We start from the raw sequence: 16,259 nt of genomic DNA, 5'->3' as shown, positions 1-16,259 counted from the left end.
GTGCGTCGAGGATTCAAGACCGAGGCGAAGAGCCTCGCGCTGGAGCTACGAGCCGAAATCGGCCTCGACGCGCACGCGCCGTTCGACCCCTATGCCTTCGCGTCTGAGTACGGCATCCCCGTCGTCCAGCTCAGCGACCTCGATGGTGTGGCGCGCGACCACTTCCTACGAGCGGACGGGAGCGCACTATCCGGGGCGCTGATCCCGAACGGCAGCGGGGTGGTCATCCTGGAGAACGATGCTCAGCCCTTGACTCGTCGGCGCACCACCATGTGCCACGAACTCGCCCACGTCGTCCTGGAGCACCAGTTCGGCGTTTCGCTTTCCGACGAGAGGAAGTGTGGGCTGGGCGGCGACCAAGAAGCCGAAGCTGACTGGCTCTCGGGGGAGATGCTGATCCCCAACGACGGAGCCTTCCGGCTCGCCCGAGCGAACGCCACCGACGACGAGGCCGCGGATGCCTACGACGTCAGCCTCGCTGTCGCCCGCTGGAGGATGAACCACAGCGGCGCCCGCAAGGTCATGGAACGCGCTCGCGCCAAGTGGTCCAAGGCGCCCAGCTCCTACCGATAGTTGCGACCCAGCAGCGGGCGATCGGCCTGGGCTCGGTGCGAGTTCGCCCGTCCCTTCCTTCACGTCGGGCCCGAGGCGTAGACTTGGCCTTGAGGCGGATTTCTCCTCTGTAATGCGCCGCTTGCGGCAGACCCTCGGGTCACTCTTCAACGCACCGCCTCGTCAGATGAACTGTGCGATGGAGAGGAAGACCATGATCCGTCTGATCTGGACCGTCAGCGTCCACACCCGCTACTTCCTGCGGCGCTACATGCCTACCAACATCCTGCTGGATGCGATCCGAACTCACCGACGCGGCTTGAAGTGGGGTATCCCCGCGATGCTGCTCGCAGTCCCGTACATCCTGATCGCGAACGTCTGTGTCCAACTCATCGAGGACGGCGCACCCGGATGGCTCCACCTCGCAGTGCTGTGGGCGATCTGGAACATGCTCAAGATGCTCTGGATCGGGCCGGTCAGCGCTGTGCTCCTAATCCGCGCCCGTGTCCGCGAGTCCGTCACCGCCCGTCGCGAGCGCGCCAGCTCGCCCAGCGAAGCAGACGACGCAGAAGAGCGTGCCGTGGTGGACGCGATAGGTATCCGGTGAGGTGTGAGAACTCAGGCGCCGACCCGGCGACGACCGCCGGCACGGATCGTCCCGCCGCACGGATCGTCCCGCCGCACGCGAGCACCGCCGAGCGCACGGCCTCATGGCTTACTCCGAGTCGCGCGGCGACCTGAGCGAGCGTCATCCCACCCGCATAGAGCTGAGCGGCGTCCACTCGGATCGCGTCCGGCAACTCCGGGCGACGCGCCGCCAAGCCTGCCTGCCGAGCTATCTCCCGCACAGTGCCGCGGTGCACGTTGAATCGCGTCGCAAGCTCCCGCACGGGCACACCATCGGCGTACCCGGCGAGCAGCTCGGCTCGATTGGAGACGCTCAAACGGGTTTGAGACTGCCGAGAATTCTCACGCACCGGACCGCGCTCATCGGTCAACCGAGCACCCCGAGCGCGCGGCCGACGAGCCCGAGAACCCCGTAGAACGCGGGAAATCAGCGATCCGAGAGGCTTCCGGGGGTTTGAGAAGCTGCTACGGAGGTCCACAGTTCGCAACGGCAAGTAGCCCGCTCCCGATTGGGGGCGGGCTTTCTTGTTGGTCGACCTCCCGTTAGCTTATATGTATGTACATGAATCGATCGGAGTCCGGCGAAGCTGCCGGAGACTTGTTCGATGACTGGGTCCAACTCGCGTCGTTCGTAGCCTCGGTCGATACCAGCCTCGGGAAGTGGTTGACGGATCACCACAGACTCGTCCTTACCGAGTACCGCGCCTTGCGTCAGCTCGATTCGATGCCGGACAAAGAGCTGAGGATCAACGACCTTGCCCACCGGATCGGCCTGAATCAGAGTTCGGTGACTCGCCTGCTGGTTCGACTCGAGACGCGAGGGCTCACCCGTCGTGACACCTGTTCCGAGGATGGGCGCGGTGTCCACGCGGTCATCACGGCCGAGGGCGAAGCTCTCGTGGCGCAAGCGCGCGAACCGTTTCGAATTCACCTCGACCGGACTCTGCAGCGATTGCACGAGTTGTACCCCGCGCTCGTCGCACTGCCTATCGGTCGAGCTCTAGCGGACCTCGACAGCCCCGACGACACCTGACGCGTTGCGGCATCGACAGCTGCGAGATACGCCAGCTCCTGCCTCGCTTTATATGTATGCACGTACAACTAGAAACCGAAAGAGTGACAATGAACTGGGTATATCTGGCTATTGCAGTCATCTTCGAGATCGCAGTCGCGATATCGGCCGGAAAAGCAGCCGATTCACGAACCCACGATGGACGATTGCCACCCTCGCAAGCGGTGGCATCGCTACCTACTTCCTCAGTCGCGCATTGCTCACCTTCGATGTCGGTGTCGGCTACGCGATGTGGACTTCGATTGCCGGTGTCGGAATCGTCCTGCTGGGCACGCTGCTGTTCAACCAGCGACTCGACTGGCGTAAAGCGATCGGCATCGCCATCGTCATCGGAGGAGTCGCCGGCCTCCAACTCAGCGGTGTTGCGTGAGCAGCACTGTGGAACGGACCAGCGAAGCCCGAGCCTGGATCGTTCTTCTTCTGGCCGGAGTCTTCGAAGTCGGCTACGCCCTGTCAGTGGGGGGAAGCCGCGGCTTCACCGTGCTGACCTGGTCGCTCGTGGCGATCGTCTTCTTCCTGCTCACCCTCTTCGCCCTCAGCGTAGCCCTGAAGTCGATCGAGGTCGGGATCGGATACGCAGTTTGGGCAGGAATCGGCGCCGTCGGTGCCGCGCTACTCGGACCAGTCTTCTTCGATGAAACACTTACCGCCGCAAAAGGCTTCTGGCTCGCGGTTGTCATCGTCGGAGTGATCTGGCTGAAACTCGCTGACCGTACGAAGGATGCGTGATGTGGGTCCAGGAGTCTCTACTGGTCTGGCAAGTGCGGGCTTTCTGTTCGGCTGTCTATTCGCAGGCGACGCCATCGTCGTCGCGGTCGAGGTGCGCGGCATAACCCGGGTCTCCTCGATGCAAGGGAGTCACGCCGGCCTCGCGAGCTTCGGTGCAATTTTTGTAATCGGGCTCCGGCGCAGCGGATGCGATCGTGGGTGAAGCGAGGGTGAGCATTGCTGCGCCGAGGAAGCTTGCGCAGACGAGGCGAACGACCATGTCTTTCTCGATTCGTGCGGGTAGTAAGCGAGTGGTAACCCACAATTTCTACTCTCAAATTGCTCAGGTGTCCTGAGTAGTCTGCTACCTGACCGTCCACGCTACGGTCAGCCAAGTGAACAGGCTTCTCGAATACGTCCTGACGACGTCACCGGAAACTGCACCGACAACGTCGGTCGACGACTCCTGGCAGCGACAACTCGAGCTTGCGGATCGATTTCCGCGACAGATCGACAGGGCCGCCGCCGCTGGATTCGGCGCCGACCGCCTCGGGTACGCGTTTCTCTCCGGTTATCAAGCAGCGCTGCACACGATGCTTCCCGACGTTGCTCAGGACAAGACGATCTCGCTGTGCGCCACCGAGGCGGGCGGAGGTCATCCAGCGGCAATCCGGACCGCGTTGAGGCAGGACGGCGTCGACCGTTGGTCCCTTTCCGGCACCAAGTCCTTTGTGACGCTCGGGACACGCGCTGACATTCTGGTCGTCATCGCGAGTGTCGGCGAGGACACGTCGGGACGGAACAGTCTCCGGGCAGTGACCTTCGAGAACGGGCGAGCAGGCGCCCAGGTTACGGACCTTCCCGCGATGCTGTTTGCGCCGGAAATCGGGCACGCATCGCTGGAGCTGTCAGATGTGATGATTAGACCCGACGACCTGCTCCCCGGTGATGCCTACGTCAACTACCTCAAGCCGTTTCGAACGATCGAAGACCTGCATGTGCTCGCTGCTGGATGCGGAATGCTCGTCCAGGTCGCCAGGCGATCGAACTGGCCGGCTTCGGTGGTGGAGCGAATTCTGGTGTTGCTCACAGCGATCCAATCGATTGCGGCCGCGTCACCTGCAGCGGCGTCGACGCATGCAGCGCTCGGCGGGGTGTTCGGCGCATTCACAACGCTGATCGACGAGCTCGGCGACCACTGGGCGGCCGTCGACGCCGACACGCGGTCGCTGTGGGAGCGGGACCGACCGATTCTCGGGATCGCCGGAACTGCGCGGGCGAAGCGGCGTGAGGTTGCGTGGCGGGCGCTCGGCGTCGCCACGTAGTTGGATGCAAAGCGGCCGGGAAGGTTTCACGGGAAACCTTCCCGGCCGACGGCGGAGAGCGTTCGATCAGGCGTACGTGTAGTCCTCCAGCGGGAAGCGGCTCGCCTCGCGGAGCGCGTTGAGGGTCGAGGTCGGGCGCAGAATCGCCGCCTCGCCGTGCTGGTTGAAGTAGTAGCTACGCGAGGTCTGGCAGTTGCCGTTGTAGAAGACCGAGTCGTCGAGCTGCTCGGTGCAGCGATCCAGGAACTCGTCGTTGGCGTCCTGCTTCACCTCGAAGGTGGTTGCGCCGCGTCGCTTGGATTCGGAAAGCAACCTGTCCATGTGCTTCATCTGCGACTCGATCGTCGTGAAGTACGACAGTCCGCTGTAGGAATACGGGCTGGCCAGCGTCATGAAGTTCGGGAAATGCGGAACGCTGATCCCCTCGTAGGCCTGGAAACGGTTGTCGCGCCACCACTTTCCGAGGTTGCGTCCGTCGCGACCGAGGATCTCGATGGCTGGGAAGTTCACGTCCCACAGGTTGAAGCCCGTTGCCAGGATCAGCGTGTCGATCTCGGTGCGGTTGCCGTCGGTCGTCACGATTGCGTTGGGTTCGATGTGATCGATCGACGTGGTCTCCAGCCGAACATGGTCCTTGTTGAACGCCGCCAGATATTCGTTGGAAAACGAGGGCCGCTTGCAGCCGAAGGAGTAGTCCGGAGTGAGTTCCTCGCGGGTCTTCTTGTCGCGAACCTGCGCTCGTAACTGTGCGCGAGCGATCAATTCGGCGCCCTTGTTGAAGATCTTGGCCTGCCGATAGTGCAGCACGCCGGCGACCATGATCGCCTCGAGAACGCTCGAATTGACGACGCGGGCGACCTTCTGAGTAACCGGTGCCCTGTCGAAAAGTCGCTGCACGACGCCCGGAATCGGCAAGTCGACTTTCGGCACCAGCCAGATCGGGGTGCGCTGGTAGACAGTCAGCTCGCGGACCTTGTCAGCCACGCGCGGAACGAGCTGGACCGAGGTCGCGCCGGTGCCGATGATCGCCGCGCGACGATCGGTGAGGTCGTAGGTGTCGTCCCACTTGGTCGTATGAATGACCTTGCCCTCGAACGTGTCGATTCCCGCGATGTCCGGCGTCTTCGGCTGGGACAGAAAGCCAGTCGCCGTGAGCAGGTACCGAGCCGTGATCGACGGACCGTCCTCGACATTGACGACCCAGTACTGCTCGTCTTCGTCCCAGCGTGAGCCGGTGACGGACGTGTTGAATCGCATGTAGCGCCGCAGGTTGTACTTGTCGGCGACGTGTTCGGCGTAGCGCTTGAGCTCGGCACCGGGCGCGAACATCCGCGACCAGTAAGGGTTCGGCTCGAAGGAGTACGAGTACGTGACCGATGCGATGTCGACAGCCAAACCGGGGTAGTGGTTCACGTGCCAGGTGCCACCGAGGTCGTCTTCGCGCTCGAGGATGGCGAGATTGTCGAGGCCGAGTCGGTTCAACTGGATCGCGGCACCGATACCGCCGAATCCTGCGCCGACAATAATTGCGTCGTGTTGCGGGTGCACAGTCATAAGTGCGGAGACCTCCTCGTCTCTGGCGGCGGACTCCGTGCCCGAACGCCATTTCAAATACCATTGGTACCCGAAACTCGCCGTAACGGCAATATCCGTTTCTCACCGTCACATCATCTCGGGGTAATCCCTGACGCTGAAATGGGTCTCTACCTGGATGTATGTGCACGACGAAGACGCCAGGCTCGGATACATGACGAAACGGCGGCCAACCTGGATCCGCGTGCTGGTCGCTGCAATCGTGCTCGGCATGACGCTCTCGACCGCAGCCGTTGCCGTCACGGCATATAGCTGGACGATCGCGCGGGTCGACACAGTCGGACGGGTCGACTTCGAGAAACCAATGCAGATTCCGCCACTCGCCGCATCGACGGTCGGACCCGACGGGGTACGTAGCTTCGATCTCGACATGCAGAGCGGCACCTCCGACCTCGGCCACGGACCCGACACCGAGACGTGGGGTGTCAATGGCTCCTACCTCGGGCCGACGATCAGAGCAAAGCGCGGTGAGACGGTTCGGATGAACGTCAGTAACCGACTCGGCGTCTCGAGCACGCTGCACTGGCACGGGATGCATCTCCCCGCCGCGATGGACGGTGGACCGCACCAACTCGTCGAACCAGGGACGACGTGGTCACCGCAGTGGACCGTGGACCAGCCGGCTGCAACGCTGTGGTACCACCCGCACATGCACGGGGAGACGGCCGACCACGTCTATCGCGGGATCGCCGGGATGTTCCTGATCGACGACCCTGCCGGCGCTGCACTGCCTGACCGCGACGGCGTCGACGACGTGCCGGTCATCGTGCAGGACAAGAAGTTCAACGGCGAGCGCCTCGACGCCTCGTCGGCGATCTTCAACGACACGGGTGTGCTCGGCGACGAGATCTTGGTCAACGGGACGCCGGGACCCTATCTGGACGTGACGACCGAGCGGGTCCGGCTGCGTCTGCTCAACGCGTCGAATGCTCGTGTGTACAACTTTGGATTCTCGGACGACCGGGACTTTCAGCTGATCGGAACCGACGGCGGCTACTTGCGAAACCGGTTGCGATGCAAAGCCTTCGGCTCTCGCCCGGCGAGCGGGCCGAGATCGTTGTTGCACTGTCACCGGGTACGACGACGGTCCTGCGCAGCGCACCACCCGACCTCGGTGCCGGCTTCTGGAACGATCGATTCGGTGGCGGTGCTGATTCCTTCGACATCCTGCAACTGCGGGCAGCATCGACGCTTGCGCCCAATGCCGCTGTTCCCGAAACACTTTCAACCCTGCCCGACCTCGGTGACCCGACCGTCACCAGGAGTTTCGACATCACGAGTTCGACGTCGCTGAACAACAAGTCGATGGACATGAACCGAATCGACGAGGTCGTCACGGTCGGCACCACCGAAGTGTGGGAAGTGCACAACAGCAGCGGTCAGGTTCACAATTTTCATGTGCACGACGTGCAGTTCCAGGTGCTCGACACAGACGATCCGTCGCTATCGGGACGCAAGGACACGGTGTACATCGCGCCGAATCAGACGCGTCGATTACTGATGCGGTTCACGGACTTCACCGACCCCTCGATGCCGTACATGTTTCACTGCCATCTCCTGCGGCACGAGGATCAGGGTCTGATGGGGCAATTCGTCGTGGTGGCGCCGGGGAAGACCGAAACTCCAAGTGCACCAAACCATTCGGGTCACGGTTGAGTTCTGCGCTCGATTCAGCGCGCCGACATCCCGATACTGGAAGCGCTGCGTCGTACTCCTGCGACGCGTGCCATGGCAAAGGTCCCGCTCAAAATGAGAACTACGACAATCACCACCACGATCCACGTTGAGGTTGCCGTCGAGAAACCGAGCGTCCATGCGCTACCCACACCCGCGGCGGTGGCGAGAATGCCGCCTGCTGGGAGCAGGACGGCAGTTGCTCGAGTCGTGGACTTCGTGGTCGGGTCGCCGATCACTCGCAGGGATACATGCACGGCCGCGATAGCGAGGAGGTATGCGAGCACGCCAGTGATTGCGTACATTCCGAGCGGAGTGACCCCGGCAGTCAGGTCGATCGTGGCAGCCATAGTGATGAGGACCGGCGATAGACCGATGGCGCTCCCGAGCAGGCCCGCCAGCACGGTGAGGACCGCGCCGTCGTCAGCACTCATCCGCATTCCCACAGCGTGCAGCACGGCGCCGGACACCAGTCCCACAACTGCACCGAGTAACCCGACAGTCAGGTATCGAGCGGGATCCGAGCTGAAGCGAACGGGGAAAGACGACGTCTGGCTGTATCCGGTGATGAAAGTACCGGCGACTTCCGGGCTCGACAAACCCTGGAAGAGCGCTGCCGCCAAGAAGGCGGTCAATCCCCCCACGAGCATCAGAGCGAGACATAGTCGCCTCACAAGCCCACCCCTCTTATCGGATACGTAACGCACGTTCGGACTCGGCGACCGACTACACGCGCTCGCCTAGCGTGGCGACGAGCGTCGAGGTCGCGGACCGGGTGTAGACGCCGGCGATGCCCTTCGCGGTTATCTCCGACGCGTGGACGACCCGCGGGTCGACGAGCCTGAAGCGCTTGCCACCCCGCTGGATCTCGCCCCCACCAGCGGCCAGCAGGTTCTTGACCCACTGGCTCTGCGGCCCGTAGAGCATCGGGATCGCAAAACCCTCCGGGGTCTTGAAGCCCATGATCGGCGTCTTGAACGCGCGGCCCGAGGACCGTCCCGTGTGATGCACGACCGCCCACGGCGGGAGCAGCCACGCCCAGAGGCCCTGAATGTGGTTGGTGACGTACTTGTTGAAGCTCGCGATCGCACGAGGCAGCTGCATGACGGCCAACGCTACTGCGTGACGGGACCTTCGGCGGGTAAGCGGCAGGCCTCGGGTGTGCTGGGGGAATCGGCGACTATTGCTGTCAGTGGGCTTCTGTAACGTCCGGTGTTGTGGAAACAGGGGAACACGCTCAGGAGCTCGCGGACCGAATCGTGGCGCTGCGCGAGGCGTACTACCAGGGTTCGCCGCTGGTTGCGGACGCCGAGTACGACGCGTTCGAGGACGAGCTACGTGGCCTTCTCGAAGCGCACCCCGACATCGCGCTCGACCCGAATCCTCTGGAGCAGGTGGGCGCACCCGCAGAGTTGCACTCCCCGGTCCGGCACTCGCGTCCCATGCTGTCACTGGAGAAGGCGACCAAGCCCGAGCAGGTGGTGGCCTTCTTCAACCGCTTTCCCGGGCAGTCGGTGGTGGTCATGCCGAAGCTCGACGGTTTGTCCTTGTCCCTGGTCTTCGAGGAAGGGCGGCTCGTGCGTGCTGTCACCCGTGGTGATGGCACGACTGGTGACGACGTGACCATGCTGGTTCGCGCCCTCGTCGACGGCGTCCCCGAACGGATCGACAGCGCTGGGCGGGTGGAGGTGCGTGGCGAGGCGGTGATGCTGCGGTCCACCTTCACCACCTACAACGAGGCGAATCCCGATAAGCCGCTGATCAATCCGCGCAACGCCGCGGCGGGCACGCTGCGGGCGAAGGACCCTGCGACAGTGGCCGAGCGACGGCTGCAGTTCTTCGGGTTCGACTTGGATACCTCGACCGGTGACGCCGCCGTCGACCTGGAGGAGGGGCTGCAGGCTCTCGGCATCGCCGGTGCGCAGATGCAGCACTGCACCGACGCCGAGCAGGCGCAGGCCGCGATCACCGCGATCGAGCAGGGCCGCAATGCGCTGAACTACGACCTCGACGGTGCGGTGCTGCGGTTGGCTGATCGGGAGGCCTATGCGGCGGCCGGAACACGGTCGAGTTCGCCGCGTGGCGCCTTGGCATTCAAGTTCGCCGCCGAGGAGAAGACCACGTTGCTGCGCGAGGTGATCTGGGATGTCGGCAAGACGGGCAAGATCGTCCCGGTTGCGTGGCTGGAGCCGGTGTTCGTTGGCGGTACGACCGTCACAAAGGCGACGCTGGCCAACCAAGAAGTCATCCGCGCCCGCGACATCAAAATCGGGGACACGGTGCTGGTGCGCCGCGCTGGCGACGTAATCCCGTTCGTGGCAGGCGTTCTCGACGCCGCCAAACGCACGGGTGCGGAGCGTGATATCGAGCCGCCTACCGTCTGCCCATCGTGCCAACAGCCGGTGACCGAGCAGGGCAACAGCCGAGAACTGTTCTGCACCAATGTCGCCTGCCCTGCGCAGACGGTCCGCAGGCTGATCCACTGGGCGTCGCGCGCCGCAGCGGATATCGATGCAATAGGGCAGGTGTGGATCGAACGCCTAGCTGACGCGGGCATCCTCGAAAACCCTTCGGACTTCTACACACTGACGAAGGAACGCCTGCTGGAGTTCGACCGCGTGGGAGAGGTCTCGGCGCAGCGCATGATCGATTCGATCGATGCCAGCCGCCAGGTAGGCCTGCGGCGTGCTTTGATCGGCCTGGCGATACCGATGGCGTCCGACGGCACTGCCGCGCGCCTGGCCCGAGCGGGGTTCGGCTCCCTCGAAGAGATCGCTGAAGCGGGCCAGGAACGGCTCGTCGCGGTGGATGATATCGGCGCGAAGGTCGCCGCCTCGCTCGTCGCACACCTGGCCCGCCTTCGCCCGGAACTCGAAAAGCTGCGTGCGGCAGGCGTATCCCTGGACGTGCGTGAGGAGGACCTACCGCCGGTCATTGCGGCCGGCGCACCACTGGAAGGCAAGACGGTCGTGATCACCGGCGCTATCAGCGACCCGCGCTCCGGCGAAAAGGTTGCGCGCCCGACGTTTCAACGCCTCTGTGAGCAGGCGGGCGCGACAGCGGCTTCCTCGGTCTCGGCCAACACCGACCTGCTCATCACCGGCGCAGGGGTCGGTGACAGCAAATTGGCCAAGGCCGAGAAGCTCGGCGTCGAGGTCATCGACCAGGGCGAGATCTGGGACCTGCTGATCGCCGCGAAGGTCGTCTAGCCGGGCACACCTCGATGTTGTGTCTCAGGGGTCTGACGGCCGAACCACATGGTCCCCGAATACCGCCCGCATTCGGCGGTTCAGACCCGACTGTTCCAGCCGGCCTCGACGATCGCTGCAACCTCATCCGTCGCGAGTGTCCGTCCCGCCTCGATCAGAGCGTCGACTTGGGATCGGTCGCGGGCGTCGGTCAACCGCGCCATGACGCGGTCGAGGTCGACTTGCTCCGTAGGTGCCGTCGGTAGGCCCACCGTGGCCCGATGGGCATCGGCCGCCCCGAGCAGGTGTGCAGCGGCAGTGTGGTCACCCGCGAGCGACGCCGCTCCCGCAAGGCCTTCAAGTGCATATGCGACGTCTCGGGGCGCTGCGAAGTCGACAGACATTCGGTAGGCATCCACGTGGAACCGCCACGCGGTGTCGGCGTCACCGCGCAACTCAGCGACGAACCCGAGTTCGCAGAGGATGTTCGGAAGGTACAGCGGTGGACCGGTTTCCGGGTCGGGTGGACTGATGTCGACGATCGACTGCAGTGTCTTCTCGGCGCGATCGAGTTCTCCGGCCTTGCGCGTCGAGAAGCCGAGACCCATCAGTGCAAACACTTGACCTGCTATCGACCCCTGTTCGGTGGCCAGCTTCAGCGCCTGCTGGCAATACTGGATAGCTGGCCCGAAATCGCTGCGCTGCATGGCGATCCAGCCGAGCCAGGACAGATGGCCCGACACTTCCGGCCACAACTCGAGTTCCTCGGCGATCTGCAATCCCTCGGTGTGCAGAGCCGCAGCTCGGTCGTGGTCGCCGACGAGTTCTGCGTGTCCACCGAGCCACCCCGTTGCCTGCAGCTTTCCCCAGCGATCACCGGAAGCTGTGAACAACTCGGCGCTCAGCTCACTGCTGTTGCGCAGTGCGTCGATGTCGCTGCCGAGGTGGGCGATTTTGGCTTTGACGATGTGCACGGCTGCGATACCCCAGCGGTCGTCCGTGGCCGCGAAGGTAGTCAATGCCTGATCCAACAGCACTTCGACAGCCTCGACATCGCCGAGGTCGAGGGCCGTGTAGGCGAGGAACCATTGCGCGCGTGCTTTGGCGATCGGGTCGGCGATAAGTTGTAAAGCGCTATCCCGCAGCGTGTCCCGATCAGCGCCAACGCCGGACACGAAACCGAAACCGGCGTCCCAGGCCAGTACCTGCCCGCGCAGCGCGTCATCTGTGCCGATAGCCAAGGCTGCCGCGAAGGCCCGACGTCCTTCGGCGAGACGGCCACGCAGAAACCAGTACCACCCGAGCGCGTAGGTCAGACGCAGCGCGCTCACGCCGTCGCCGGAGGCAACCGCGTCGTCGAACGTCGCACGCAGGTTCGCCGATTCAGCGTCCAGCCGCCGAAGCCAACGCTTCTGCTCGCCGCCGTACAGGTGCGGGCGCGCCTGTTCAGCGAACTCGAGGTAGTAGTCGTGATGACGTGTCCGCGTCGCCGCCTCCTCGTCGGCCTCGAGCAGGCGTGGAACACAATATGCCGCAATCGATTCCAGCAGCCGATAGCGAGGCTCGCTGCCGGTGTGCACCACGGTGACCAGCGACCGATCGACGAGCCGGACGAGCAGGTCGGGAACGGCGTCCGGGTCGATATCGGCACCGCTGCAGACGATCTCGGCCGCAGCGAGGGTGGCGCCATCGGCGTGCACGGCGAGTCTGCGCAATACCGCCTGCTCGTCGGACTCGAGCAGTTCCCAGCTCCAGTCGATCATCGCGGTCAGCGTCTGCTGCCGAGGTGGCGCGCCGCGATAACCAGTTGCGAGCAGCCGAAAACGGTCGTCGAGGCGGGCAACCATCTCGTGTACACCGAGTGCACGCACGCGCGTCGCGGCCAACTCCAGCGCGAGGGGGATGCCGTCAAGCCGCTTGCACAACACAGTGACCGGACCCGACGTGTCGTCGTCGAGTGTGAAACCACGTGCGGATGCGCTCGCCCGCGTCGCGAAAAGAGCTACGGCACTGTCGCGTTCGAGCGGCATGACGCCGAAGACGTACTCACCGACCAAGCCGAGTGGTTCGCGGCTCGTCGCGATGATGCGCACTCCGGCGGCCGCGCTGAGCAAACTGTCGGCCAGTTCGGCTGCGGCGTCGATCAGGTGCTCGCAATTGTCCAGCACGACAAGCACATTCTGATCGTGCAGCGCTGCACCTAGACGTGCGATCGGGTCGGTCTGCTCGCCCGCATCACGAATCCCGAGGGTCTGCGCGACGACATCGGCAAGGTCGGTCGACGAATCCCGCTCGACGCCGGCCAATTCGATCAACCACGCACCGTCGGCGGGGGACTTCGTGTGCGCTGCCGCGACCGCAAGGCGAGTTTTGCCGACGCCACCGGGACCCGTGAGAGTCACCAACCGTTGGGTGTCGAGGATGTCGGCGAGGTCGACAAGCGCGGCATCGCGACCGATCAGATCGGTCAGCGGCGCAGGCAGATTCGACGGGCGTACGTGTCGCACCGCTGCTGGAACCGTTGGGCTCAGTGCAGGGTCCTGAGCAAGGATCGCGCGCTGCAAGGCAACCAGCTCGGCACCCGGATCGAGTCCGAGTTCGTCGGCAAGTGCGTTGCGATGGTGCTCGAAACTGTCCAATGCATCGCTTTGGCGCCCGGACCCGTACAACGCCTGCATGTGGGCGCCCCGAAGGCGCTCCCGCAGTGGATGACGCGTCACCAGATCGGTCAGGTCGCCGACCAATTGCGAGTGGTGGCCGAGAGCCAGCCTGGCCTGTGCCAGATCCTCGCTCGCGACGAGACGCTGTTCCTCCAGCTTGGTGATGCTCGCTTGCGTGAATGCCTCGTCGGCGAAGTCCGCGAAGGCCGCACCGCGCCAGAGGTCCAACGCCTCCGACAGCAGCGCTGCCTTTCGCGCTGGGTCGGCGGCCGCATCCGCCGCCGCTGTCAGTTCGACGAACCGAAGTGCGTCGACATCGGACTTGGCTACATCGAGTCGATAGCCCGGTGGTGGCGACACCACAAGTCTGCGTGCGCCGGGTTCGGCATCGTCGAGGGCGCGTCGCAGCTGGGAGGCCTTGGCCGACAACGTGCCAGGCGCATTACCGGGGGGTGCCTCGCTCCAGATGTCGTCGATCAGCCGGTCTGCCGACACGGGTCGTCCCGCGTGAACGAGGAGGTCTGCAAGCAACGCGCGGACCTTCACGCCCGAGACGACTACCGGCTCGCCGGCCTCAGTCCACGCCGCTACAGGTCCCAAAATTCCGAATCGCATCGGCGCAAGCCTAACGATGCCGACGGCAGGAGACCGTAAACAAACCGTAAGCCGCCCCGAGCAAAGTGGTTCTCAACGGAGCAACAAGCCACTTACCAGGGAGAACACAGTGAAGAAGTCACTTACCGTCGCAGCAGTCACAGCTATCGCCGCCGCGTCGGTCGCACTCACAGGCTGCATGAGCAACAACGATTCGGGCACCGACACCGCCGCCGAGCCTGGCCGCTACGCATCGGTGAACGGCCTGAACATGTACTACGAGGTGCACGGCGAGGCCAACGGTCAGCCACCACTCGTCCTGCTGCACGGTGGCCTGTCGGCGACCGGAACGTCGTTCGGCGAGTTGCTTCCCGGTCTAACCGAAGGCCGGCAGGTCATCTCGATCGAACAGCAGGCCCACGGTCATACGGCCGACATCGACCGTCCGGTCACCATCACGACCATGGCGGACGACACCCTCGATCTACTCGACCAGATCGGCGTCGAGCAAGCCGACTTCTTCGGTTACAGCATCGGAGCGGGTATCGCGCTGGAAATCGAGGTCAGCCATCCCGAGAAGGTCCGCAAAGCCGTGCTGGCGACCGTCTCCTACAACACGTCCGGACTGCAGCCGGGAAATTCGGAAGGCGTCGGCACGATCACCTCGGAAATGATGGACGGTACGCCGTTCAAGGACGAGTTCATCGCTGTCGCCCCGCATCCGGACCAGTTCGACAAGACGCTGCAGCGGATGAAGGAAACCGCTGCAAGCACGATCAACTACGCACCCGAGCAGATCAAGGGCATCCAGACACCAACTCTGATCATCGCGGCGGACAACGACATCGTGACCCCCGAGCACACGACCGAGATGTACCGACTGCTCGGCGGCGGTATCGAGGGCACGCAGGGTCTGCCGAAGTCTCAGCTTGCCGTCATCCCAGGGACGTCACACCTCACGCTGGTCCACCAGCCCGAGGTCCTGCTGCCGATCATCGGATCGTTCCTCGACGCCGGCGGCGAGTGATGCGCACCGACGGTCCGCTGCGAGTGGCGGTGATCATCGCCAGCACCCGCAGCGGCCGGTTCGGACCTACCGCAGCAGCGTGGTTCACCAATCAGGTTCGTCGTCGGCACGACCTTGCACTCGACGCGATCGATCTGGCCGACACCGACCTTCCGGCCACGATGTGCGACGACGAGGACCTCCCGGCGCAGGTGCAGGCCTTGGCGCCGCGGCTGGCAGCGGCGGACGCCTTCGTGATCGTCACCCCCGAATACAACCGCAGCTTCCCGGCCTCGCTCAAAGTCGCAATCGATTGGTTCTACGACGAATGGGCAGGCAAACCCGTCACCTTCGTTTCCTACGGAAGGGAATCGGGAGGGCTGCACGCAGCATCGCAGCTACGGGAAGTGTTCAGCGAACTGAACGCCGTCACCATCCGCAACAGCGTCAGCCTGCCCTGCTATTGGGAACAGTTCGCAGCCGACGGAAGTTGGCCGAAAGCCCGAACCGCATCGTCGAATCTGGACGACGTGGTACGCACAACGGTAGATCAACTGATTTGGTGGGCACATGCGCTACGTGCTGCGCGCGCCGAACAGCCTTGCCCGACTTGATATTTCGAGATCCGCACACATCCACACAGAGAAAATCCGAATAACAGGAGGAAATGAAAATGGGAAAGATCATCGAATCGACGTACATCACTCTCGACGGCGTCATGGAAGATCCGCAGCTGTGGTCGTTCGACTACTTCGATCCGAGTGCCATGGAGTACGCCAGCGAGGTGTTGCGCCGCAGTGATGCACTGCTGATGGGCCGACGGACCTACGAGGGCTTCGCAGAAGCGTGGACCCAGCGCAGCGGAGACGAATTTTCCGACAAGTTCAACAGCATGAAGAAGTACGTCGCCTCGACGACTTTGCAGGATCCGACCTGGAACAACACGACGGTCCTCGGGTCCGACGTCGTAGGTGAGGTTGCGGCGCTGAAGCAGGAAATCGACGGCGACATCGTGATGTACGGGCACGGTCCGGTCGCGCGGTTACTGCTCGAGCACAACCTGCTCGACGAGATCCGGCTGTGGATCCACCCGCTGTTCTGGGGCAAGGGTACTTCGGAGGACATCCTGTTCCGCCCGTCAGCCGAGGCGCGGTTGCAGTTGGCAGACACGAAGGTCCTCGGATCGGGTGTCGTCATCCTGACCTACACGCCCGCGTAAGCGGTTATCGAGGAGCGAATGTGGCATCGGTACCGCTATCC

At 63.8% G+C, this 16,259-nt stretch carries 18 protein-coding genes; 12 read left to right on the top strand and 6 right to left on the bottom strand.

Annotated features, from left to right (window positions below; all coding sequences use genetic code 11):
- Positions 1-573 (top strand): ImmA/IrrE family metallo-endopeptidase, encoded by a 573-nt coding sequence (locus ACHIRB_RS23665; protein WP_395117431.1) that lies wholly within the window; start codon positions 1-3, stop codon positions 571-573.
- 193 nt (positions 574-766) lie between these two features.
- Positions 767-1,159, top strand: a complete 393-nt coding sequence (locus ACHIRB_RS23660; protein WP_395117433.1) for a sulfate permease — start codon at positions 767-769, stop codon at positions 1,157-1,159.
- Here the strand turns inward: ACHIRB_RS23660 and ACHIRB_RS23655 are convergent.
- Positions 1,071-1,529, bottom strand: coding sequence for a helix-turn-helix domain-containing protein (locus ACHIRB_RS23655; RefSeq protein ID WP_395127786.1), 459 nt, complete (start codon positions 1,527-1,529; stop codon positions 1,071-1,073). The genes ACHIRB_RS23660 and ACHIRB_RS23655 overlap by 89 nt on opposite strands.
- 206 nt (positions 1,530-1,735) lie before the next feature.
- Here ACHIRB_RS23655 and ACHIRB_RS23650 point away from each other — a divergent pair, with 206 nt between their 5' ends.
- From ACHIRB_RS23650 to ACHIRB_RS23640, 3 genes are read left to right on the top strand one after another with little or no spacing between them, the layout of a single operon-like run.
- Positions 1,736-2,212 carry a MarR family winged helix-turn-helix transcriptional regulator gene (locus tag ACHIRB_RS23650; RefSeq protein ID WP_395117437.1) on the top strand — a complete coding sequence of 159 codons (477 nt, stop codon included), beginning with the start codon at positions 1,736-1,738 and terminating at the stop codon, positions 2,210-2,212.
- Positions 2,213-2,264: 52 nt separating this feature from the next.
- Entirely contained in the window at positions 2,265-2,621 is a 357-nt protein-coding gene (locus ACHIRB_RS23645; protein ID WP_395117439.1) for a DMT family transporter, read from the top strand.
- Complete coding sequence (locus ACHIRB_RS23640; RefSeq protein ID WP_395117441.1) at positions 2,618-2,980, top strand: DMT family transporter; 363 nt, start codon at positions 2,618-2,620, stop codon at positions 2,978-2,980. Before ACHIRB_RS23645 ends, ACHIRB_RS23640 begins: the two co-directional genes overlap by 4 nt.
- Before the next feature lie 55 nt (positions 2,981-3,035).
- On the opposite strand, the gene ACHIRB_RS23635 is transcribed toward ACHIRB_RS23640, so the two are convergent.
- Positions 3,036-3,239 carry an excalibur calcium-binding domain-containing protein gene (locus ACHIRB_RS23635; protein WP_199708178.1) on the bottom strand — a complete coding sequence of 68 codons (204 nt, stop codon included), beginning with the start codon at positions 3,237-3,239 and terminating at the stop codon, positions 3,036-3,038.
- A 115-nt stretch (positions 3,240-3,354) separates the two neighbouring features.
- Here ACHIRB_RS23635 and ACHIRB_RS23630 point away from each other — a divergent pair, with 115 nt between their 5' ends.
- Positions 3,355-4,284 carry an acyl-CoA dehydrogenase family protein gene (locus ACHIRB_RS23630; RefSeq protein ID WP_395117443.1) on the top strand — a complete coding sequence of 310 codons (930 nt, stop codon included), beginning with the start codon at positions 3,355-3,357 and terminating at the stop codon, positions 4,282-4,284.
- Positions 4,285-4,350: 66 nt separating this feature from the next.
- Here the strand turns inward: ACHIRB_RS23630 and ACHIRB_RS23625 are convergent, their stop codons facing one another.
- The gene (locus ACHIRB_RS23625) at positions 4,351-5,838 is read right to left on the bottom strand and encodes a flavin-containing monooxygenase (protein WP_395117445.1); all 1,488 of its coding nucleotides are present in this window, start codon (positions 5,836-5,838) and stop codon (positions 4,351-4,353) included.
- Positions 5,839-6,031: 193 nt separating this feature from the next.
- On the opposite strand from ACHIRB_RS23625, the gene ACHIRB_RS23620 reads away from it, so the two are divergent.
- Together ACHIRB_RS23620 and ACHIRB_RS23615 are read left to right on the top strand one after the other, a co-directional pair.
- Positions 6,032-7,171 (top strand): multicopper oxidase family protein, encoded by a 1,140-nt coding sequence (locus ACHIRB_RS23620; protein WP_395125311.1) that lies wholly within the window; start codon positions 6,032-6,034, stop codon positions 7,169-7,171.
- 11 nt (positions 7,172-7,182) lie between these two features.
- Positions 7,183-7,533: a multicopper oxidase domain-containing protein gene (locus ACHIRB_RS23615; protein ID WP_395127784.1), complete on the top strand. Its 351-nt coding sequence runs from the start codon at positions 7,183-7,185 to the stop codon at positions 7,531-7,533.
- Positions 7,534-7,547: 14 nt separating this feature from the next.
- Here the strand turns inward: ACHIRB_RS23615 and ACHIRB_RS23610 are convergent, their stop codons facing one another.
- Entirely contained in the window at positions 7,548-8,225 is a 678-nt protein-coding gene (locus tag ACHIRB_RS23610; protein WP_395117449.1) for a hypothetical protein, read from the bottom strand.
- Between the two features lie 52 nt (positions 8,226-8,277).
- Positions 8,278-8,655, bottom strand: a complete 378-nt coding sequence (locus ACHIRB_RS23605; protein WP_395125313.1) for a nitroreductase family deazaflavin-dependent oxidoreductase — start codon at positions 8,653-8,655, stop codon at positions 8,278-8,280.
- A 113-nt stretch (positions 8,656-8,768) separates the two neighbouring features.
- On the opposite strand from ACHIRB_RS23605, the gene ligA reads away from it, so the two are divergent.
- Entirely contained in the window at positions 8,769-10,760 is a 1,992-nt protein-coding gene (gene ligA / locus ACHIRB_RS23600; protein WP_395125314.1) for an NAD-dependent DNA ligase LigA, read from the top strand.
- Between the two features lie 80 nt (positions 10,761-10,840).
- On the opposite strand, the gene ACHIRB_RS23595 is transcribed toward ligA, so the two are convergent.
- On the bottom strand, positions 10,841-14,014 hold the full coding sequence (locus ACHIRB_RS23595; RefSeq protein WP_395125315.1) for an AfsR/SARP family transcriptional regulator: 3,174 nt from the start codon (positions 14,012-14,014) through the stop codon (positions 10,841-10,843).
- Between the two features lie 109 nt (positions 14,015-14,123).
- On the opposite strand from ACHIRB_RS23595, the gene ACHIRB_RS23590 reads away from it, so the two are divergent.
- The 3 genes from ACHIRB_RS23590 to ACHIRB_RS23580 are packed head-to-tail and all read left to right on the top strand — an operon-like array spanning position 14,124 to position 16,218.
- Positions 14,124-15,020, top strand: coding sequence for an alpha/beta fold hydrolase (locus ACHIRB_RS23590; RefSeq protein ID WP_395117457.1), 897 nt, complete (start codon positions 14,124-14,126; stop codon positions 15,018-15,020).
- Entirely contained in the window at positions 15,020-15,613 is a 594-nt protein-coding gene (locus ACHIRB_RS23585) for an NADPH-dependent FMN reductase (protein WP_395117459.1), read from the top strand. The genes ACHIRB_RS23590 and ACHIRB_RS23585 overlap by 1 nt, the downstream gene beginning before the upstream one ends.
- Before the next feature lie 59 nt (positions 15,614-15,672).
- Positions 15,673-16,218 carry a dihydrofolate reductase family protein gene (locus ACHIRB_RS23580; protein WP_395117461.1) on the top strand — a complete coding sequence of 182 codons (546 nt, stop codon included), beginning with the start codon at positions 15,673-15,675 and terminating at the stop codon, positions 16,216-16,218.
- The last annotated feature ends 41 nt before the right edge of the window (positions 16,219-16,259 follow it).

Origin of the sequence: Antrihabitans spumae, assembly GCF_043944905.1 — a bacterium.
GTDB lineage: Bacteria > Actinomycetota > Actinomycetes > Mycobacteriales > Mycobacteriaceae > Antrihabitans > Antrihabitans spumae.
This window is presented reverse-complemented; position numbering and strand designations above follow the sequence as displayed.